Genomic DNA, 17521 nt, shown 5'->3' on the forward strand with positions numbered 1-17521 from the left:
GCGCTTGCGGGCCGCGCCGCCCTCGCCCTAATCTTTCGGTCGGCGCATCCAACGAGGCGCGGCCGAGACTTAACGACAAGACATAAAGACAAGAGATAGGGAAGAGACGGGCCATGGCTCAGGAGAGCACCGCGCGCAAAGCCGCGCGCCCCGCCGAAAGTGGAACGTTCGACGCCGTCGTGATCGGCGCTGGGTTCGCCGGCATGTACATGCTGCATCGGCTGCGCGGGCTCGGCTTCACCGCGCGGGTCTATGAGGCCGGCGGCGGCGTCGGCGGCACCTGGTACTGGAATCGCTATCCCGGCGCGCGCTGCGACGTCGAGAGCCTGCAATACTCCTTCTCGTTCTCCGAGGAGCTCGACCAGGACTGGAGCTGGTCGGAGAAATATTCTCCGCAGCCCGAAATTCTCGCTTACGCCAACCACGTCGCCGACCGTTTCGACCTGCGCAGCCAGATCGTGTTCGACACCCGCGTCACCGTGGCGACCTTCGACGAGAAGGCAGGCAGCTGGCTGATCGAAACCGACCGCGGCGACAAGGTCACCGCCAAATTCTGCATCATGGCGGTCGGCTGCCTGTCGGCGCCGAACCGACCCGCTTTCCCCGGGATGGTGGATTTCCGCGGGCCGATCTATCACACCGGCGAATGGCCGCATGAGGGTGTCGACTTCACCGGACTGCGCGTCGGCGTCATTGGCACCGGCTCGTCCGCGATCCAGTCGATCCCGATCATCGCGCAGCAGGCGTCCGAGCTCACCGTGTTCCAGCGCACCGCGACCTGGTCGGTCCCGGCATGGAACGAGCGGCTGTCGGCGGAGTATCTGAAGGAAGCCAAGGCGCACTATCCGGAGCTGCGTGCGAAAGCGCGTGCGCGCCCGACCGGCTTCTACTTTCAGTTCAATGCCCAGCCCGCCTTGCAGGCGAGCGAGCACGAGCGCGAGCGGCTCTACGAGGAAGCCTGGCAGCGCGGCGGCCTGCCCTTCCTCGGCGCGTTCGGCGACCTCCTGTTCGAGAAGGCCGCCAACGACACCATCGCCGATTTCGCGCGCGAGAAGATCCGCGGCATCGTCAAGGATCCCGCCACCGCCGAGCTGCTGTGCCCTCGAAACGTGTTCGGCTGCAAGCGGCTCTGCGTCGATACCAACTACTTCGAGACCTACAATCTGCCGCATGTGAAACTGGTCGACGTGTCGAACACACCGATCGAGCGCTTCACTACCAACGGCATCGTGGTCGACGGCACCGAATACAAGTTCGACGCGATCGTCTCCGCCACTGGCTTTGCCGCCATGACGGGCTCGTTCGACAAGATCGCGATCACCGGCCGCGGCGGGCAGACGCTCGCCGAAAAATGGCACGCCGGCCCGCGGGCCTATCTCGGTCTCGCCTCGGAGGGATTTCCGAACCTGTTCATGATCACGGGGCCCGGCAGCCCGTCGGTGCTCGCGAGCATGATCCAGGCGATCGAGCAGCATGTCGACTGGCTGGCGGACTGCCTCGGCCATATGCGCGACATCGGCGCCGGCACGATCGAGGCGGTGCGCGACGACGAGGACGCCTGGGTCGCCCATGTCAACGACGTCTCCACGGTCTCGCTGCGCTCGACCTGCAGCTCCTGGTATGTCGGCGCCAACATCCCGGGCCGTCCCCGCGTATTCATGCCCTATATCGGCGGCTTCCCGATCTATGTGCAGAAGTGCAATGAGGTGATGAATTCGGGCTATGACGGCTTCGTGCTGCAGGGTGGGCGCAAAGGCAACGCGCCGCCGCAGGTCCGCTTCACCGAGCGCTGGCAGGTGCCGCTTGATATCGAGGTGATCTCGCCGGCAGCGGTCGCCGCCAAGCGCGTCCCGGTGGTCTGAACCTCAGCCGTATCGCCGCCGGGATTGCGCATGATAGTGTCGTGCCGGGTTCGCGTTTCGCATCGCGGGCCGCACGGGGGACGATGGCCGACACGGCATTGCAGGGATTGGTCGAGCGGATCGGCGCGGATCACGTCGTGCGCCGGCTTGGAATCGAGGCCGCGCATGAGAGGCAGCTGTTCGGCCAGGGCACACTCGTGTTCAACGTCGAGAACTGGAAGCTGGCGCCATGGGTCGTCGAGACTGCGCTCAAGCTGGCCGGCCTCCATGGCCGCGCGCGCCGCAACGCCGACCGGGTCGAGGTGCGGCGCAACCTGGTGACGTCGACCCGCCTGCCGGCGGCGTTTGACGGCTTCACCATCCTTCATCTCAGCGATCTCCACGCCGACATCAGCCAGGGAGCGATGCGGCATCTGGCTGACATCGTCCGCTATGTCGCTTGCGACATCTGCGTCCTCACCGGCGATTATCGTGGCAAGACGTTTGGCCCGTTCGAAACCAGTCTCGCGCTGATGAAGGATCTCTGCGCCCGGATCAAGCTGCCGCTCTACGGCATCCTCGGCAATCACGACAGCATCCGCATGACGCCGGCGCTGGAGGCGATGGGCATCAGGATGCTGTTCAACGAGCAGGAGCCGATCACGCGCGATGGCGCGACGATCCATCTCGCCGGCATCGACGATGCGCATTTCTATCGTACCGACGACATTGCAAAGTCTGCCGCCGCGATCCCGCGCGATGCGTTCTCGATCCTGCTTGCGCATACGCCGGAATCCTATCGCGAGGCCGCCGCCGCCGGCTTCGACCTGATGCTGAGCGGCCATACCCATGGCGGCCAGCTCTGCCTGCCCGGCGGCATCGCGATCAAGCTGGAGGCGCGGCTACCGCGCAGGATGGGCAAGGGCGCCTGGCGTTTCCAGACGCTTGCCGGTTACACGTCAACCGGCGCCGGCACCAGCCTTGCGCCGGTGCGGCTGAACTGCCCGGCCGAGATCACGGTGCATACGCTGCACCGGCTCGGCTGATACCTGCCCGTACGTCGCAGGCGCGCACGGCCAAAATATCGAAAACAACCCCATGCAAAGTAACCGGCGGCTGCCCGGACTTTCGCAGGAATGACGTCTGGCCGATCGCCATATGCGATCGCCCTGCCGTAAGGATGGGGAGAGGGAGTAGCGGAGGTCTCAATTGCCCTTCTTCGCGCTCGCGCTCTGCTCGTTCACCGTGCAGGTGATCAACAGGGTGTAGCCGCGCGCATCCTTGGCGATATCGGACGTCTCCTTCTTGGTTCCGTCGCGCCATTCGGCGGTCCGGTACATCACCGCGCTGTTGTCGAGGAAGTCGCGCAGCGCGCCGGTCTTGATGGCGAAGTTGATGTTTTCCGGGATCGATCCCGTGGCCCGCGCCATCCTGACCGCGTCGAGCTTCGCGGCCACCACGCCGACCACGGCTCCGCCGAGATCGAACAGCGGCCCACCGCTGTTGCCGGGCTGTACCGCGGCGCTGATCTGCAGATGACGCGTGTCGTTGAGGATGCCGCTCAGCGAAGAAACGATGCCCGTGGTCACGGTGAAATCGGACGTCAGCAGGCCGTGATAGGGATAGCCGATCGCCACGACTCCGTCGCCAACCCGAATCGAGTTCTGCCGGATGCTCGCGACATCCTTGAACGGGGACGGCGCCTGCAGCAGCGCGAGATCGTTGGTCTCGTCGTCTGACACCAACCGCAATTTGACCGCCGCCGCGCCGCTCAGATTGCCCGTTATCTCGCTGCAACCATCGACGACATGATGGTTGGTGACGACGTGGCCGCTATCGCTGACGACGAAGCCGGTGCCGGTCCCCGATCTCGCCTGCTTCGCGGGCGGCGCGCTGGGTGCAGCCTGCTGCGGCGGCGCGGCCGCAGGCTTTGTCGCGACCGCGAACTCGCCGGCGTTGGAGACGCCGTTCTTCTTCACCGAGACCACGCAGTTGAGCAGCGCCGGCAGCAATTGCGCGGTTTGATTGAGATTGAACTGAAACAGTTGCCCCTGCGCGAACGCCGTCATCTGGCGCGCCTTGCGGAACTGATTGATCAGCGCCGAATTCACCGGCATCTCGACATTCACGAGCTTCTCGCCAAGCGGCATGCCGTAGACATTGAACGCGGGCTGGCCGTCGAAGGTCAGCGCAAGCGGAAAGGCTTCGCCCGGCGTCAAACGCCAGCTGTCATGAGCCAAGCCCAGCCGCCAGCTGCCATTCGCGGCAACCGCCACCATGAAGAAGATGCCGCTCTGGTATGTGCTCCCCGCCGAGCAATGCGTGAAAGCGCCGCTCTTGTCGTCAGTAAAGGCGCCGCCCTTCCAATTGCCGACCGTGATCGAACCGTAGGGACCGCGGGCGCTCGATGGAGTTGCGGACGCAAACAGCCACGCGGCCACAACGGCCGCCCAGATCGCAACTCTCATGACATGCACTCCCCAGCCACAACCCCTTATAGGAGGCGGAGAAATTCATCCGCAAGTGGTGCGTGGCTTGGCCTCTGGTCCAGCAGCCACGCAATACCGCCGCGGATGAGGCGTTCACCACACCCTCTGGTTACAGACGGCATGTTCCTATTATGTTCTTAAAATGTCAACCCGGACATAGTCCAGCCGGCGCGCCAGGCGGACGCTATTGCGGCTCCCGAACCGAAGACTGCGCCGGCGGATTTGGATCGCTGAACCAGTAGCGGGATGCCAGCCCGTGAACGCCGGCACCGATCAGGAAAATGCCGGCATAGAGTTCGACCGCGTGATTCATCGCCAGCAGGCGGGCGCCGTGGCCCGGGTAAACCCAAAACCAATGCCCCACCGCGACGATGCCGACGCCGAGCGCGGCGATGGCTCGGCCGGCCGCATTCATCATCCTCACGCGAAGGTCTCCCGACTCGCCCGGCCTGGACAGGATATCGGGAGAAGCTGACGCCGACCTGACGTGGTAGTGGCGTAGCCCGGATGAAGCGAAGCGTAATCCGGGGCAATCTCTCCGCGGCGAGAATCCCGGAGTTCGCTTCGCTTCATCCGGGCTGCGAAGCGCCGCCCGCCTCAGCCGTTCCTGAACGCGTAGGCGTAGCCGTTGAGCGCCGGCGCACCGCCGAGATGGGCGTAGAGCACCTTCGACCCGGCCGGGAAGAAACCCTTCTGCACCAGATCGATCATGCCCTGCATCGACTTCCCCTCGTAGACAGGGTCGGTGATCATGCCTTCCAGCCGCGCGCTGAGGCGGATCGCCGCCTTGGTCTCTTCCGACGGCACGCCATAGGCGGGATAGGCGTAGTCCTCGATCAGCACGACATCATCCTCGACGATGTCGCGGCCGAGCTCGACCAACTTTGCGGTGTTCTGCGCGATCGACAGCACCTGCGCCTTGGTCTGCGCCGGCGTGAACGAACCATCGATGCCGATCACGTTGCGCGCGCGCCCGTCGGCGGCGAAGCCGACCAGCATGCCTGCATGAGTCGAGCCCGTCACCGTGCAGACGATGATGTAGTCGAACTTGACGCCGAGCTGACGCTCCTGCGCGCGCACCTCTTCGGCGAAGCCGACATAGCCGAGCCCGCCATATTTGTGCACGGAAGCGCCGGCCGGGATCGCGTAGGGCTTGCCGCCCGCTGCCTTCACTTCCTCGATCGCCTGCTCCCAGCTCTTGCGAATGCCGATGTCAAAACCTTCGTCGACCAGGCGCACATCCGCGCCCATCACGCGCGAGAGCAGGATGTTGCCGACGCGGTCATAGACTGCGTCCTCGTGCGGCACCCAGCTTTCCTGCACCAGCCGGCACTTCATGCCGATCTTGGCCGCAACCGCCGCAACCATGCGCGTATGGTTCGACTGCACGCCGCCGATCGAGACCAGCGTGTCGGCGTTGGAGGCGATCGCGTCGGGGATGATATATTCGAGCTTGCGCAGCTTGTTGCCGCCGAAGGCGAGCCCGGAATTGCAATCCTCGCGCTTGGCATAGAGCTCGACCTTGCCGCCGAGGTGCTTTGACAGCCGATCGAGCTTCTCGATGGCGGTCGGCCCGAAGGTGAGCGGGTAGCGTGCGAACTTCTCCAGCATACTGGCATCCTCTTTGGTGGTCTGGAACGGCGGCCAGAACTATCACTCCAGCTGCGAAAGGTGCTCTCTAAATCAGGCCGCCTGATCTCCGAAGATTGCTGGATTTTCACCAGATGATATGTTTTCTCTCACATTGCCGGCAAATAATGAGAGATTCTTCCATGTCCGCCCGACTCGATCGCATCGACCTCAAGATGTTGAGATTGCTGCAAAAGAACGGCCGGCTCAGCAACGCCGAGCTGGCCGATCAGGTCGGCGTCAGCCCCGCCACCTGCCATCGCCGGACCCAGGCGCTGTTCGACGAGGGCTATATCAGCGGCGTCCGCGCGATGGTCGCGCCGCGCAAGGTCGGCAAGGGCGCGCTGGTGATGGTCGGCGTCGTGCTCGACCGCTCGACGCCGGAGAGCTTTGCGAGCTTCGAGCAGGCGGTGGCGAAGCTGAAGTTCGTGCTCGACTGTCACCTCGTCGCCGGCGACTTCGATTATTTCCTCAAGATCCGCGTCGGCGACATGGAGGATTTCAACCGCATCCATGGCGACCAACTGATCGCGCTGCCCGGTGTGCGGCAGACCCGCACCTTCTTCGTGATGAAGGAGGTGGTGGACAATGCTGAGCTGGAGTTCTGAGCTGCGGTTCCGCCGGCAGCTACTTCGAAGCTTTGGCGATCTTGTGCGCGAGGTGGCCGGTCTGATGATCTCTGCGGAGTTGGCTCAGCGAGGTCTCGTTCAACGCAGCCAGGACATCGCTTAGCTTCTCGGTTTCGGGATAACCCGCCGCGAAACTTGGCCCGTAAACCTTGCGCAAGGTCCGGAGCAGCGTGTTGCCGTGCTTGCCGCTGATTTCGCCATCCTTGTTGGGATGCCGGTGGTCGAGACCTGCCTTGCTCATGTTGCTCTCCCTTGTACCATTGGCTGGCAGCATCTGCCTGCGGAGATCAAATGGCAATTGAGGCCGCAAACGGCCGGGAACCCAGCCAGCGCTCTCACCCATCCTTGGTCGAAGGTGAGTATTCGGTGGCTATTTGCGGCGTATTCGGTCAATGTAACCAACGTGCTCCTGCGGACTCCGGAGAGGCCTGACGCGGCCATCGAAGCAGCAAGTCGCGTCCATACGGGAAGCCACGGCTCCATTGCGTCACAGCACAGTCCTGCGTGAGAGCACCCCCAACTGCAGAGGTGGACAGATGTCATATGCCTACAAGCTGAATGAGGACGTTCACCACCGGGCCCAGGGGCCGCAAGGTCGTGCCGAGGCCGATGAGCCGGCGGTCTACACCATCATTCAACGCATGCCGATCGAAGCCGACGGGCGGCTTCGATACCGAATCAGGAGCAAGGCAGGCAATATCGAGCGCGTGGTGACGGAAGAACAGCTGTCGTATTCGCAATAGGCAACGCGCCGCCGGGGTTCTGCGCCAGACGCGATCTCCATCAGTTGCTGCGTCGGCCAGCCTGCCCGAGAGGAGTAGTCCTTTCATTCGACTTGATGGGCCGCGCAAATCGGCGCAGTCTCTTTCCGGACTCCCCACAGGGCTGCAGGGTCGCGCGCGTGGATGCGCGGGTCGATTCATCCGGGGATGACAGTCATGAACGTCACGGCGATGAGACTGGCCATACCGTTGCTGGCACTTGCGGCCGGCGGCACCGCTGCGTTCATCTTCGGCATCCACCAAACCCAGCAGATCCTGGGCGTAAACACCCGCTTGATGGCGACGGCGCCAGCGGCTCCCGCGCGAGACCAAGACAAGACTGCGCTGGCAAAGACGCAGACCGAGACTGCGGCGCTGGCCAACGCTTTGGCAGGACCGTCGCCAACACCGGGCGGCAACGCGGTGCCGGAGTTCGACGTCGTCAGCATCGAGCCGACCGGCGAGACCGTTGTCGCCGGCCGGGCGCTCCCTGGCGCGACGGTGGAATTGCTGCGCAATGGCGAGGTGCATGATCGCGCCGTGGCGGACAAGTCCGGCCAGTTCGTCATGGTGCCGCGCCCGCTTCCGCCCGGAAACTACGACCTCACCCTGCGCATCACGCATGACGGCAAGCAGGTGACCTCCAAGCAGAGCGTGGCAGTGGCGCTCGACGCTGCGGCCAGCGAGCGGCCGATGGTGGCGCTGATGACGCCGGACAAGCCGATCCGCGTGCTGTCGCAACCTGCGGCCACGGCGCCGGCGGCCGGGAAGGTAACTGTCGAGGCCGTCGAGACCGAACCGGGTGGCAAGCTCCATGTGAGCGCTCAGGCAACTCCCGGCGCGACCGTTAGGCTCTACCTCAACGGCAGCTTGATCACGTCCGCCACTGCCGACCAGGCGGGGCACCTCTCGGTCACGATCAACAAGGGCGTGACGGCCGGCAACTATCAGGTACGGCTTGACGACGTCGACCCCGGCTCCGGCAAGGTCCGCGCGCGGGCCGAGGTGCCGTTCAACGTTCCGGACGCGACGACGACCGCATCCATCGCGGCATCGGCAGCCTCATCCGGCCGTGCGGGTGTGACCACGCCGCAGCTCGCGGCGGCGACAGCACCCGTCGCATCGGGTGTGAGCTCCCCCTCTGCCGTAACCGTGCCGAAGATCACGACGACCACCGTGGCGCGCGGCGACAGCCTGTGGCGGATCAGCCAGCGCGCATTGGGTGCCGGGCAGCGCTACGCGGTGATCTATCGGGCCAACTCGCAGCAGATCCGCAATCCCAATTTGATATATCCCGGCCAGGTGTTCGTCCTGCCGGCTCGGTGAGGCCGGCATTCCGGCAACGCTCACTTGCCGGGGGATTTCAGGAAGGCGACGATCTTGGCGCGATCCTCCGCCGAGCGCACGCCGGTATACGGCTTCATGCCGTTGCCCGACACCACGGCTTCGGGATCCTCGATGAAGCGCAGCAGCGCGCTGTCATCCCAGACAATGTCGGATGATTTCATCGCCTCCGAGTAGGGAAAGTTCGCAACCGATCCGGCCTTGCGGCCGATGATGTTGTGCAGGTTCGGGCCGACGCGGTTATCGCCGTCCTTGACGGTATGGCAGGTGCGGCAGGAATTGTTGAAGGCCTGCTCGCCGGATACGCCCGCGTCCTGGCCATGGGACGGGGACAGCGGCAGGGACACCAGCCCGCAAACGACGGCGATGAATCCTGGCCGCATCGGTCGCTCCGTCAGAGATTGCACCGGACAAGCAGGCGCCCGCGACACGATCGCTCGGGTGCCATGCCGTCAACGCAGAGGCGGCGTGAAAGGTCCGCCCACGAGCAGACCCCACATCTGGCGCAAGCGCACGCGCCGCCCTAGATGTGCTGCCATGCACCACCCCGCCCTGCGTGATTTCATCGATCGGCACCAGCGCCTGTTTGTCCTGACCGGGGCCGGCTGCAGCACCAATTCCGGCATTCCCGATTATCGCGACAGCGACGGCAACTGGAAGCGGACGCGTCCGGTGACGATCCAGGCATTTCTGGGCGAAGCGGCGACGCGGCAGCGCTACTGGGCGCGCAGCATGGTCGGCTGGCGGCGGTTCGGCCGCGCGATACCGAACGGCGCGCATCGCGCCCTGGCGAAGCTCGAACAACAAGGCCGATGTGAGCTGCTGCTGACCCAGAACGTCGACCGCCTGCACCAGGCCGCGGGCAGCCAGCGCGTGATCGACCTGCACGGCCGGCTTGATGTGGTGCGCTGCCTCGGCTGCGGCGCGACGACGCCCCGCGAGCAGTTTCAGGGCGAGCTGGCGCGGCTGAATCCGGCCTGGCTCACGCTCGATGCCGTCGATGCCCCTGACGGCGATGCCGATCTCGAGCAGGATTTTTCGTCGTTCGTGGTGCCGGCCTGCGAGGCCTGCGGCGGCGTGCTGAAACCCGACGTGGTGTTCTTCGGCGAGAACGTGCCGCGCGACACGGTCGCGGCAGCGCAGGCGCATCTGGAGCAGGCCGACGCTCTGTTGATCGTCGGCTCCTCGCTGATGGTCTATTCCGGCTTTCGTTTCGTCCGGATGGCGGAGCAGCGCGGCTTGCCGATCGCCGCGGTCAATCTCGGCCGCACCCGCGCCGACGAGCTGCTCTCGCTCAAGATCGAGGACCAGTGCGAGACGGCGCTGGCGTTTTTGCTATAAGCCGCTGGCCTCTCCACGTCATTGCGAGCGCAGCGAAGCAATCCATTGTCACCCCGCGCGCGGAGGGATGGATTGCTTCGCTTCGCTCGCAATGACGACGGGATAGACTATTCCGTCACGCGCGATGGCGCTGCGACTTGGCCATCGGCATGTTGGCGTTCCAGTGCGTCCAGCTGACGCTGGCGAGGCTGCCCCGGTCCGTTGCCAACGGACGACGCGTGCGGCGCTCGTACTCGGCGATGCAGCGGCCGGATTCGCCGATCTTGCGCTGCAATTCGTCGATCGTCATCTGCGTCGCGCGGCCGCAATTGGCCTTGCCGAGCTGATCGACCTCGATCGCCTTCAAGGCCGCACGCAGCTTCTTCAGCTGCGCGCGCTGCCAGGCAATGTGACTGTTGCTGTCTGCTGTCATGTGGCCGCCACCATCTTTGATCGTTGCACGCCGTTGGGAACCTCGATGTCGACTTCCAGCATCGAGACGAACTTGCCCCGGTCCATCCGGACCACGACCTTGTCGGGATCGACGTCGATATGCTTCGAAACCACGCCCAGGATTTCCGAGCGGAGCATCTCCAGAAGGTCCGGCGTGCCGGTCCGGCCGCGCTCATGCGAAAGCAGGATCTGCAACCGCTCCCGCGCGACGGGCGCCGATGCAGAGCGGCCGCCGAACAGCCGCATTACGTTCATCATGCCGCCCTCCGTCGCAGCAGCCGGTCCATCAGTCCCTTGCGCTCGACCGGCACGGTCATCTCCACCGCCTCGCCCATCAGGCGGCGCACCGCGTCGGTATAGGCCCGCGCCGGCGCGCTGCTCGCAGCGTTCAGCGTGACCGGGCAGCCGACATTGGAGGCGCGGAGCACGTCCTGGCTTTCGGGGACGATGCCGAGCAGCGGCGTGGCAAGGATCTCCAGGATGTCGTCGATCGACAGCATCTCGCCGCGGGCGGCGCGGGCGCTGTCATAGCGGGTGACCAGCAGATGCTTCTCGACGCGCTCGCCGCGCTCGGCGCGGGCCGTCTTGGAATCCAGCATGCCGATGATGCGGTCGGAATCGCGCACCGACGACACTTCCGGATTGGTGACGATGATGGCCTCGTCGGCATAGCGCATCGCGAGCGTCGCGCCGCGCTCGATGCCGGCCGGGCTGTCGCACAGGATCCAGTCGAACTTGGTCTTGAGATCGGCGATCACGTGCTTGACGCCTTCTTCGGTCAGCGCGTCCTTGTCGCGGGTCTGCGACGCCGGCAGCAGCCAGAGATTCTCCAGCCGCTTGTCGCGGATCAGCGCCTGCGGCAGCTTGGCGACGCCCTGCACCACATTGATGAGGTCGAACACGACCCGCCGTTCCGCGCCCATCACCAAATCGAGGTTACGCAGGCCGACGTCGAAATCGATGACGACGACGTTCTGGCCCATTTGCGCGAGCGCCGCGCCAAGCGCGGCGGTGGAGGTCGTCTTGCCGACCCCACCCTTCCCAGACGTCACGACCAATACCTTGGCCATTCTCTCTCTCCTTGTGGTCGATCAGTTCAAAGCTGTGATGCGCAGCATTTCGCCCTCGAGCCACGCCTGGGCGGGCCGGTTGCGCAAGCTGTCGGCGATTTCATCTGCGGTCTGGTAGTAGCCATCGATGGCCAGCAGTTCGGCCTCGATCCTCTGGCAGAAGATCCGGGCCGCCGAATTGCCGTTGATGCCGGCCATCGCGCGGCCGCGCAGCGTGCCGTAGACATGGATCGAGCCGCCGGCGACGATCTCGGCGCCAGAGCCGACCGAGCCGAGCACGGTGACATCACCTTCGGCAAACACAATCGACTGGCCGGAACGCACCGGGCTCTCCAGCAGCAGCGACGGCAGCTTGGTCTTGTCCTTGTCTTTGTTCTTTTCCTGCGTCGGCGGCGTCTTCGGCTCGACATGGGTGATCGCGCAGGCGCGGCCGCCGGTCAAAAGCGGCGGCAGGTTGGCGCCGAGCTTGGATTCGTCGACACCTTCGATGCCGAGGATGCGGATGCTGCGTTCAGCGAGGCTGCCGACCAGATGCGCGATCGCGGCCTGGCTGAGGTCGACCGCCGAGAGGTCGAGCACCACAGGCTTGCCGGCGAAGAAGCCCGGCGACTTCCCCAGCGTCGCGTCGATCTCGGCGAGCCAGGACACGACCGGCACGACGGGCGAGAAAACGAACGCAACATAGGAACGGCCGCGCATGCGGACCTGCTGACGTGCCACCTGTTGAGTTGCGTCCATCGCCTCTGACTCGGCTGTATTTTCGAATGGTTAACAATCGGACCGCATGGTTAATCAAAGGTTAACGGAAGGAGGTGTTTTCACGGATTTGCGAGGGCTGCTCCTCCGGCAACCGCTGTTGGCTGCGACCTGTTGCCTGGACGCATGATTCCGGGACCGGCGGCGCGGATCACCGCCGCGACGACGGCGATCGCTCGGCCTGCACCGATGCATCGAACACCGCGCGGCATGATGGGCTGAGCTGCTCGACCTGCGCCGCCATGCAGTCCCTGATCCGGCCGCGATCCGGAATGTAGGCGCCGCACAGGCGGACCGCGTCACCCATGCAGGCCTGACGCTGCATCGATTCGTTTGGACCGGACTGGGCCATAACGGGCGCGACGGTCGCACTGAGAAGCACGAGGGCAAGACGAAGTTTCATGGATCACTCTCTCACTGGCAGGTTGAAGTGTTGGTCGAGACTGGATGTCAGGACAGCGGCGTGCGGCCGTTGCCGGCTGCGGGTTCGGCGTCGGCTTGCGACGGCGGAAGATGCAGAAGCGTTGCGATCGTCGTATCGAGCAGCTGCGTCCGCGCTGTCTCGGGATCGATCTCGGGCGCAAACCGGCCGAGCAGCATCGGAAACGCCGGCGGCTGGTTGAGCGCCGCGTTGAGCAACGCAAAGAACAGCGCCGGATGGCTGCTGCGGATGATGCCCGCCGCGATGCCGGCCTCGAAGAGCTCGCGCGCGCTCTCATAGGCCGGACGCAGCAGCTTTTCGGTCACCATTGCGGAGCGCTCCGGCGCTTCCGCGCCGTGGCGAACCACGAAGTCCCTCACCTGCGGATGCGCGGCATAGAACGTGGCGACGCGGATGATGAGATCGCGCAGCCGGTCGGCCAGCGAACGGCGCGTATCGGTGGCGATGGTGTGCACCTCGGCCATCACAGGCTCCGCAAGCGTAACGACGCGGTCGAGGCAGGCCTCCCACAGCGCGGCCTTGTTGCCGAAGTGGACGCGCACGAGGTTCGGCGCGACGCCCGCCGCCGCGGCGACGCTGCGCAGGTCGGCGCCGTCGAAACCGAGACTCGCAAAGGCCTCGGTCGCCGCGATCAGCAGCGCCTGGCGGCCGTCGGGCATGTCCTTGCTGCGGCGTCCCTTGGGCCGGGAGGCCGGCGCCACCACCAATTTGCTCGGATCAGTCATCGCTACCATCATATGTACGATTGAACATATAAGAGCGCAATCCTGCTTTCCAAGGGCACAGGCCCGAACCGGCAGCACATAAAAACACGTTTGAAATCAGACGATTATGCCTATTCCGCCTTGATGTTGGCCGACTTGACGATCGGCCACCACTTCTCGACCTCGGCGGCCTGATGGTCGCGCAGCGCGGCGGGGCTCTGTCTATCCGGTGACGGGATCTCCTGCCCGAGTTCGGCGAAGCGCTGCCGGACGACGGGCTCGGCGAGCGCCGACGTCACCGCCTTCGACAACGTCGACACGATATCGGCCGGCGTGCCCTTCGGCGCCCAGATGCCGTGCCAATAGGCGATGTAGAGACCCGGCAGTCCGGCTTCGTCGACGGTCGGAATCTCGGGTGCCGACGCGAGCCGTGATGATGCGGTCACCGCAAAAGCCTTCACGGTCCCGCTCCTCACCTGCGGCAGCGAGTTGGAGGCCTGATCGAACATGATGTCGATATGCCCGGCCATCAGATCGTTCAGCGCGGGACCGGCGCCGCGATACGGCACGAACGAGAAGTGGCTAGCCGTCAGCTGCTGGAAGAACACGCCTGCGACATGCGCGCCCGAACCCGGGCCCGCGGTGCCGGCGGTCGGCTTGTCGCCATTGGTCTTGAGCCAGGCGATCAGCTCTTTCAGATTCTGCGCCGGCAGATCGGGCCGGCCGATGATGAGCTGCGGTCCGCTCGCGATCAGCGCGATCGGTGCGAATTCGCGCACGTCATATTGCAGCTGATAGATCGCGCCGTTGAGGCAATGCGTGCCCCAATGCCCGATCGTGATCGTGGTGCCGTCCGGCGCCGCGCGCGAGGCGCGCAGCCCCGCGACGGTGCCGGAGGCGCCCGTGACATTCTCGATGATGACGGGGTGGCCAAGCGTATTGCGCATATATTCGGCGAGGATCCGCGCCAGCACGTCGGTCGGCCCGCCCGCGGCGAACGGCACGATCATCGTGATGGGGCGCGCAAGCGTTTCCGCGCGCGTGCCGCGGCAAGCAAGCGGCAGCGTTGCCGCGCCGAGCGCGAGTTGCAGGAATGGCCGGCGAGACATGTTGGGCATGCGCGTTCCCCCTCGTGCTCTCATAGAGCCGGCAGTGTCGCGCGGTCCAGCGTAAGACGTCAGAGACGCGATGTCCGTGTTTGAACGGCAAAGCTTGCCGTTACGCCGAGTCGCTCGGCCGGCGCGTCACCCAGATTGGGCCAATCCCGCGACCCTTGGATGGCGGTCAGCCCCGACCACGGTCATCGAACTCGCATGAAAGCGTCATCCCGCCGTCAATTGACCGCGACAAGTTGTCGCGGTCAGCGCAGGCGATTCCAAACTCACCAAAATTAGAGAGGGGCGAACTCATGAGTGGCTTTCGTGACTATTTCCTGTCAACCGCCGCGATCGCGGCGGCCATGCTGGCTTGCGGCGCCACCGTCGCGCGCGCGGATGATGACAACGACCATTCGCAGCGGCATGGCTACAAGCACGTCCTGCTGATCAGCGTCGACGGCATGCATGCCGTCGATTTGAAGCGTTGGGTCGAAAGCCGCCCCGGCGGCAACTTCGCCCAGCTCACCGGAAAGGGCGTGGTCTATCCGAACGCCTACACCACCGCGCCATCCGACAGCTTTCCCGGCATGCTCGCGCAGGTCACGGGCGCCACGCCGAAGGGCGGCGGCCTGTTCTACGACGACAGCTATGACCGCACCGAATATCCGGCCAAGGCCTTCTACACCAGCCAGGGTCTTAGCGACCCCGGCTGCGTGGGCCCGGCGGGAACCGAGCTCACCAACTTCGAAGCGCTCGACAAGACCTACAATTACTCCAGCGGGCTGGTCGCCGATTACACCGCCGGCGGCACGCTGGGTCAGGTCTACACGCAGCTCGATCCGGATCACATGCAGCGCAAGCTGGTGAACGGCCAGTGCGTGCCGGTCTATCCGCATGATTACGTGCGCACCAACACGATCTTCGAGGTCATCAAGGAGGCCGGAATGCGCACGGCCTGGTCCGACAAGCATCCAGCCTATGAGGACCTTGCGGGCCCGTCGGGCAAGGGCCTCGACGAGCTCTTCACGCCGGAGATCAATTCGCAGGACACCATCGACGCCGGCGCCCAGCCCGGCGACGACTACACCAAGAGCTACACCGGCGTCCGCTCCTACGACTCGCTGAAAGTGAAGGCGGTGTTGAACTGGATCGACGGCTATGACGGCATGCGCACCCAGCGTCAGCCGGTGCCCGCGATCTTCGGCATGAACTTCCAGGCGGTCAGCGTCGGCCAGAAGCTCGCCAAGGCCGGCCATGCGGATGCCGACAAGTCGCTCGTCGGCGGCTATGCCGACGGCAAGGCCACGCCCGGCAACGCGCTCTCGCTGCAACTCCAGTTCGTGGACGACGCGCTCGGCAAGTTCGTCAACGAACTCAAGGCGCAAAACCTCTACGATTCGACGCTGATCATCATCAGCGCCAAGCACGGCCAGTCCCCGATCGACGTCAAGGACCGCGTGGCGATCTCCGATGCCCTGTACAGCAAGGCGCCCGGTTTCGGCACCAACGGCTTCGAGATTTGCGATGACGAGGCGCTGGTTTGGTTGTCGCCGGAGCTGCAGCAGGCGACCAATCCGGCGACCGGCCATCCCTACTACGCAGATGCCAAGGCTTACATCCTGGCCCACGCCGCCGATCTGCATATCCAGAAGCTGCTCGACCGCGACGAACTGACCAAGCTCTATGAGGATCCGTTCCACAACAGCCGGGTGCCGGACTTCATCGCCATCACCGATCATGGCGTCATCTGCACCGGCGGCAGCAAGCTCGCCGAGCACGGCGGCTTCTCCAACGACGATCGCAACGTGCTGCTGCTGCTCTCGTCGCCGCACATCAAGCATGCGAGGGTCGTCGAGGAGACGGCTTTCACCACCCAGATCGCGCCGACGATCCTTCGTGCACTCGACCTCAATCCGCGCAGCCTCCAGGCGGTTCGTGACGAGGGTGTCGAGGCCCTGAAGATAAAATAAAGCCGAAGAGGGGCATTCCCTCCAGCGGCGCAACGCACCGAACCGCTTGGACCGGCACATCGTGACCGGGCAAGCCGAGCGGTCTGGCCTACATAGCGGCGCCCCGAACACGGGGCGCCGCTACCACTTAGGCGGGGAAGCAGGCCGCTGCCGTCAGCGTGAACGGAGCCAGATTGAGAATCTGGGGAAACTGGAATTGATAGTTCGCGCTCACCTGGCTGCCGCACGCCGCGGCGCTGTAGGTGAACGTCGAGGACGGCAAGCTCAGTCCAAACGCCTGCTGGGTTGCGTAGGCGGCGATCGCGCTCGGGTTGCTGGTCGGGCAAAGCGCGGTATTGACGCTGGCGCATCGCGCCGTGACCGCCACTGCGTGCTGCATTCCCACCTGCGTCCACATCAACAGCCCGAACTCGATCACGCCGAACAGGAACGCGAAGAAGAACGGCGCGATCAGGCCGAATTCGAGCGCCGACGCCCCGCTCCGGTCGGGCCAGAATGCGCGTCTCACTGCAGCCTCGCTGTCGACTGCGTGCTGATGACATAGCTGTTCGGAACGATCTGATAGTTGATGATGGTCGAGTAGCTGCCTTGCGCGGAGACGATGGTGTATGTACCCGCCATTCCGCCTCCGGGACAGATTCCGCCGCAGGTCATGCTGCTGACGCCCGAACTGGTCGCACACCCGCAAAATTTGATCGGAACAGGCGAGGCGTTGATCACATTGGAATTCGTCGCGGCTGCCACGGCGGTCGAAATCGCATTGGCGTCGAACCCATGTGCGATGGCATACTCGACGCCTGCTTGCGACGAACCCTCCACCTGCATCTTGCGGTAGATCGCAAGGCCGATATCGGTCACCGAAACGACCATCAGCGAAAGCAGCGGAACCAGGACGCCGAATTCGATCGCCGCGACACCGCGCGTGTCATTTCCGAACCTGCGACGGAAGAGTGTGCGACGTAGTTGAGAACGACGCTCACTACCTGTCGTGCCCGTTTTCATCTCATCCCTCCAGC

21 protein-coding genes are annotated in these 17521 nt (G+C 64.7%); 7 read left to right on the forward strand and 14 right to left on the reverse strand.

What is annotated here, in order from left to right; genetic code table 11:
* Nucleotides 1–113 precede the first annotated feature (113 nt).
* Complete coding sequence (locus AC066Y_RS21810) at nucleotides 114–1862, forward strand: flavin-containing monooxygenase (RefSeq protein WP_478275664.1); 1749 nt, start codon at nucleotides 114–116, stop codon at nucleotides 1860–1862.
* An 83-nt stretch (nucleotides 1863–1945) separates the two neighbouring features.
* Complete coding sequence (locus AC066Y_RS21815; protein ID WP_478275665.1) at nucleotides 1946–2887, forward strand: metallophosphoesterase; 942 nt, start codon at nucleotides 1946–1948, stop codon at nucleotides 2885–2887.
* Between the two features lie 159 nt (nucleotides 2888–3046).
* Here AC066Y_RS21815 and AC066Y_RS21820 read toward each other — a convergent pair whose 3' ends face one another.
* From AC066Y_RS21820 to AC066Y_RS21830, 3 genes are all read right to left on the reverse strand, one after another.
* Nucleotides 3047–4309: a S1C family serine protease gene (locus AC066Y_RS21820; RefSeq protein WP_478275666.1), complete on the reverse strand. Its 1263-nt coding sequence runs from the start codon at nucleotides 4307–4309 to the stop codon at nucleotides 3047–3049.
* 205 nt (nucleotides 4310–4514) lie between these two features.
* The gene (locus tag AC066Y_RS21825) at nucleotides 4515–4748 is read right to left on the reverse strand and encodes a hypothetical protein (RefSeq protein ID WP_478275765.1); all 234 of its coding nucleotides are present in this window, start codon (nucleotides 4746–4748) and stop codon (nucleotides 4515–4517) included.
* A 179-nt stretch (nucleotides 4749–4927) separates the two neighbouring features.
* Nucleotides 4928–5941: a 1-aminocyclopropane-1-carboxylate deaminase gene (locus AC066Y_RS21830; protein ID WP_050401800.1), complete on the reverse strand. Its 1014-nt coding sequence runs from the start codon at nucleotides 5939–5941 to the stop codon at nucleotides 4928–4930.
* A 161-nt stretch (nucleotides 5942–6102) separates the two neighbouring features.
* On the opposite strand from AC066Y_RS21830, the gene AC066Y_RS21835 reads away from it, so the two are divergent.
* The gene (locus AC066Y_RS21835) at nucleotides 6103–6567 is read left to right on the forward strand and encodes an Lrp/AsnC family transcriptional regulator (RefSeq protein WP_478275667.1); all 465 of its coding nucleotides are present in this window, start codon (nucleotides 6103–6105) and stop codon (nucleotides 6565–6567) included.
* A gap of 19 nt (nucleotides 6568–6586) precedes the next feature.
* On the opposite strand, the gene AC066Y_RS21840 is transcribed toward AC066Y_RS21835, so the two are convergent.
* Nucleotides 6587–6829: a hypothetical protein gene (locus AC066Y_RS21840; protein ID WP_092122334.1), complete on the reverse strand. Its 243-nt coding sequence runs from the start codon at nucleotides 6827–6829 to the stop codon at nucleotides 6587–6589.
* A gap of 295 nt (nucleotides 6830–7124) precedes the next feature.
* Between AC066Y_RS21840 and AC066Y_RS21845 the strand changes: the two genes are divergently transcribed.
* Both AC066Y_RS21845 and AC066Y_RS21850 read left to right on the forward strand, forming a co-directional pair.
* Complete coding sequence (locus AC066Y_RS21845) at nucleotides 7125–7331, forward strand: hypothetical protein (RefSeq protein WP_176534193.1); 207 nt, start codon at nucleotides 7125–7127, stop codon at nucleotides 7329–7331.
* 195 nt (nucleotides 7332–7526) lie between these two features.
* The gene (locus AC066Y_RS21850) at nucleotides 7527–8675 is read left to right on the forward strand and encodes a LysM peptidoglycan-binding domain-containing protein (protein ID WP_478275668.1); all 1149 of its coding nucleotides are present in this window, start codon (nucleotides 7527–7529) and stop codon (nucleotides 8673–8675) included.
* A 20-nt stretch (nucleotides 8676–8695) separates the two neighbouring features.
* On the opposite strand, the gene AC066Y_RS21855 is transcribed toward AC066Y_RS21850, so the two are convergent.
* Nucleotides 8696–9076, reverse strand: a complete 381-nt coding sequence (locus tag AC066Y_RS21855) for a c-type cytochrome (RefSeq protein ID WP_478275669.1) — start codon at nucleotides 9074–9076, stop codon at nucleotides 8696–8698.
* A gap of 154 nt (nucleotides 9077–9230) precedes the next feature.
* Between AC066Y_RS21855 and AC066Y_RS21860 the strand changes: the two genes are divergently transcribed.
* Nucleotides 9231–10034 (forward strand): NAD-dependent protein deacetylase, encoded by an 804-nt coding sequence (locus AC066Y_RS21860; RefSeq protein WP_478275670.1) that lies wholly within the window; start codon nucleotides 9231–9233, stop codon nucleotides 10032–10034.
* 115 nt (nucleotides 10035–10149) lie between these two features.
* Here AC066Y_RS21860 and AC066Y_RS21865 read toward each other — a convergent pair whose 3' ends face one another.
* The 7 genes from AC066Y_RS21865 to AC066Y_RS21895 form a co-directional block, all read right to left on the reverse strand.
* Complete coding sequence (locus AC066Y_RS21865) at nucleotides 10150–10446, reverse strand: hypothetical protein (RefSeq protein WP_092122321.1); 297 nt, start codon at nucleotides 10444–10446, stop codon at nucleotides 10150–10152.
* Complete coding sequence (gene minE / locus AC066Y_RS21870; protein ID WP_171948207.1) at nucleotides 10443–10721, reverse strand: cell division topological specificity factor MinE; 279 nt, start codon at nucleotides 10719–10721, stop codon at nucleotides 10443–10445. Before minE ends, AC066Y_RS21865 begins: the two co-directional genes overlap by 4 nt.
* Nucleotides 10721–11536, reverse strand: coding sequence for a septum site-determining protein MinD (minD, locus tag AC066Y_RS21875; RefSeq protein WP_456760168.1), 816 nt, complete (start codon nucleotides 11534–11536; stop codon nucleotides 10721–10723). The genes minE and minD overlap by 1 nt, the downstream gene beginning before the upstream one ends.
* Nucleotides 11537–11557: 21 nt before the next feature.
* A complete protein-coding gene (gene minC, locus AC066Y_RS21880) occupies nucleotides 11558–12274 on the reverse strand; it encodes a septum site-determining protein MinC (RefSeq protein WP_478275671.1) in 717 nt (238 codons plus the stop codon).
* 169 nt (nucleotides 12275–12443) lie between these two features.
* Nucleotides 12444–12695: a hypothetical protein gene (locus AC066Y_RS21885; RefSeq protein WP_478275672.1), complete on the reverse strand. Its 252-nt coding sequence runs from the start codon at nucleotides 12693–12695 to the stop codon at nucleotides 12444–12446.
* Between the two features lie 47 nt (nucleotides 12696–12742).
* Nucleotides 12743–13459: a TetR/AcrR family transcriptional regulator gene (locus AC066Y_RS21890; RefSeq protein WP_478275673.1), complete on the reverse strand. Its 717-nt coding sequence runs from the start codon at nucleotides 13457–13459 to the stop codon at nucleotides 12743–12745.
* A 110-nt stretch (nucleotides 13460–13569) separates the two neighbouring features.
* A complete protein-coding gene (locus AC066Y_RS21895) occupies nucleotides 13570–14556 on the reverse strand; it encodes a tripartite tricarboxylate transporter substrate-binding protein (RefSeq protein ID WP_478275674.1) in 987 nt (328 codons plus the stop codon).
* Nucleotides 14557–14846: 290 nt separating this feature from the next.
* Between AC066Y_RS21895 and AC066Y_RS21900 the strand changes: the two genes are divergently transcribed.
* Entirely contained in the window at nucleotides 14847–16505 is a 1659-nt protein-coding gene (locus tag AC066Y_RS21900) for an alkaline phosphatase family protein (protein WP_478275675.1), read from the forward strand.
* A gap of 127 nt (nucleotides 16506–16632) precedes the next feature.
* Here the strand turns inward: AC066Y_RS21900 and AC066Y_RS21905 are convergent, their stop codons facing one another.
* Nucleotides 16633–17013 (reverse strand): TadE/TadG family type IV pilus assembly protein, encoded by a 381-nt coding sequence (locus AC066Y_RS21905; protein WP_478275676.1) that lies wholly within the window; start codon nucleotides 17011–17013, stop codon nucleotides 16633–16635.
* Nucleotides 17010–17507, reverse strand: a complete 498-nt coding sequence (locus AC066Y_RS21910) for a TadE/TadG family type IV pilus assembly protein (protein ID WP_478275677.1) — start codon at nucleotides 17505–17507, stop codon at nucleotides 17010–17012. Before AC066Y_RS21910 ends, AC066Y_RS21905 begins: the two co-directional genes overlap by 4 nt.
* Nucleotides 17508–17521 lie beyond the last annotated feature (14 nt).

The sequence above is a fragment of the Bradyrhizobium sp. USDA3010 genome (assembly GCF_056429065.1).

Bases quoted from the DNA above. Each gene is read 5' to 3' on its own strand.
- AC066Y_RS21810 (WP_478275664.1), top strand. From the start codon at position 114: ATGGCTCAGGAGAGCACCGCGCGCAAAGCCGCGCGCCCCGCCGAAAGT.
- AC066Y_RS21815 (WP_478275665.1), top strand. From the start codon at position 1,946: ATGGCCGACACGGCATTGCAGGGATTGGTCGAGCGGATCGGCGCGGAT.
- AC066Y_RS21820 (WP_478275666.1), bottom strand. From the start codon at position 4,309: ATGAGAGTTGCGATCTGGGCGGCCGTTGTGGCCGCGTGGCTGTTTGCG.
- AC066Y_RS21825 (WP_478275765.1), bottom strand. From the start codon at position 4,748: ATGATGAATGCGGCCGGCCGAGCCATCGCCGCGCTCGGCGTCGGCATC.
- AC066Y_RS21830 (WP_050401800.1), bottom strand. From the start codon at position 5,941: ATGCTGGAGAAGTTCGCACGCTACCCGCTCACCTTCGGGCCGACCGCC.
- AC066Y_RS21835 (WP_478275667.1), top strand. From the start codon at position 6,103: ATGTCCGCCCGACTCGATCGCATCGACCTCAAGATGTTGAGATTGCTG.
- AC066Y_RS21840 (WP_092122334.1), bottom strand. From the start codon at position 6,829: ATGAGCAAGGCAGGTCTCGACCACCGGCATCCCAACAAGGATGGCGAA.
- AC066Y_RS21845 (WP_176534193.1), top strand. From the start codon at position 7,125: ATGTCATATGCCTACAAGCTGAATGAGGACGTTCACCACCGGGCCCAG.
- AC066Y_RS21850 (WP_478275668.1), top strand. From the start codon at position 7,527: ATGAACGTCACGGCGATGAGACTGGCCATACCGTTGCTGGCACTTGCG.
- AC066Y_RS21855 (WP_478275669.1), bottom strand. From the start codon at position 9,076: ATGCGGCCAGGATTCATCGCCGTCGTTTGCGGGCTGGTGTCCCTGCCG.
- AC066Y_RS21860 (WP_478275670.1), top strand. From the start codon at position 9,231: ATGCACCACCCCGCCCTGCGTGATTTCATCGATCGGCACCAGCGCCTG.
- AC066Y_RS21865 (WP_092122321.1), bottom strand. From the start codon at position 10,446: ATGACAGCAGACAGCAACAGTCACATTGCCTGGCAGCGCGCGCAGCTG.
- minE (WP_171948207.1), bottom strand. From the start codon at position 10,721: ATGAACGTAATGCGGCTGTTCGGCGGCCGCTCTGCATCGGCGCCCGTC.
- minD (WP_456760168.1), bottom strand. From the start codon at position 11,536: ATGGCCAAGGTATTGGTCGTGACGTCTGGGAAGGGTGGGGTCGGCAAG.
- minC (WP_478275671.1), bottom strand. From the start codon at position 12,274: ATGGACGCAACTCAACAGGTGGCACGTCAGCAGGTCCGCATGCGCGGC.
- AC066Y_RS21885 (WP_478275672.1), bottom strand. From the start codon at position 12,695: ATGAAACTTCGTCTTGCCCTCGTGCTTCTCAGTGCGACCGTCGCGCCC.
- AC066Y_RS21890 (WP_478275673.1), bottom strand. From the start codon at position 13,459: ATGACTGATCCGAGCAAATTGGTGGTGGCGCCGGCCTCCCGGCCCAAG.
- AC066Y_RS21895 (WP_478275674.1), bottom strand. From the start codon at position 14,556: ATGCCCAACATGTCTCGCCGGCCATTCCTGCAACTCGCGCTCGGCGCG.
- AC066Y_RS21900 (WP_478275675.1), top strand. From the start codon at position 14,847: ATGAGTGGCTTTCGTGACTATTTCCTGTCAACCGCCGCGATCGCGGCG.
- AC066Y_RS21910 (WP_478275677.1), bottom strand. From the start codon at position 17,507: ATGAAAACGGGCACGACAGGTAGTGAGCGTCGTTCTCAACTACGTCGC.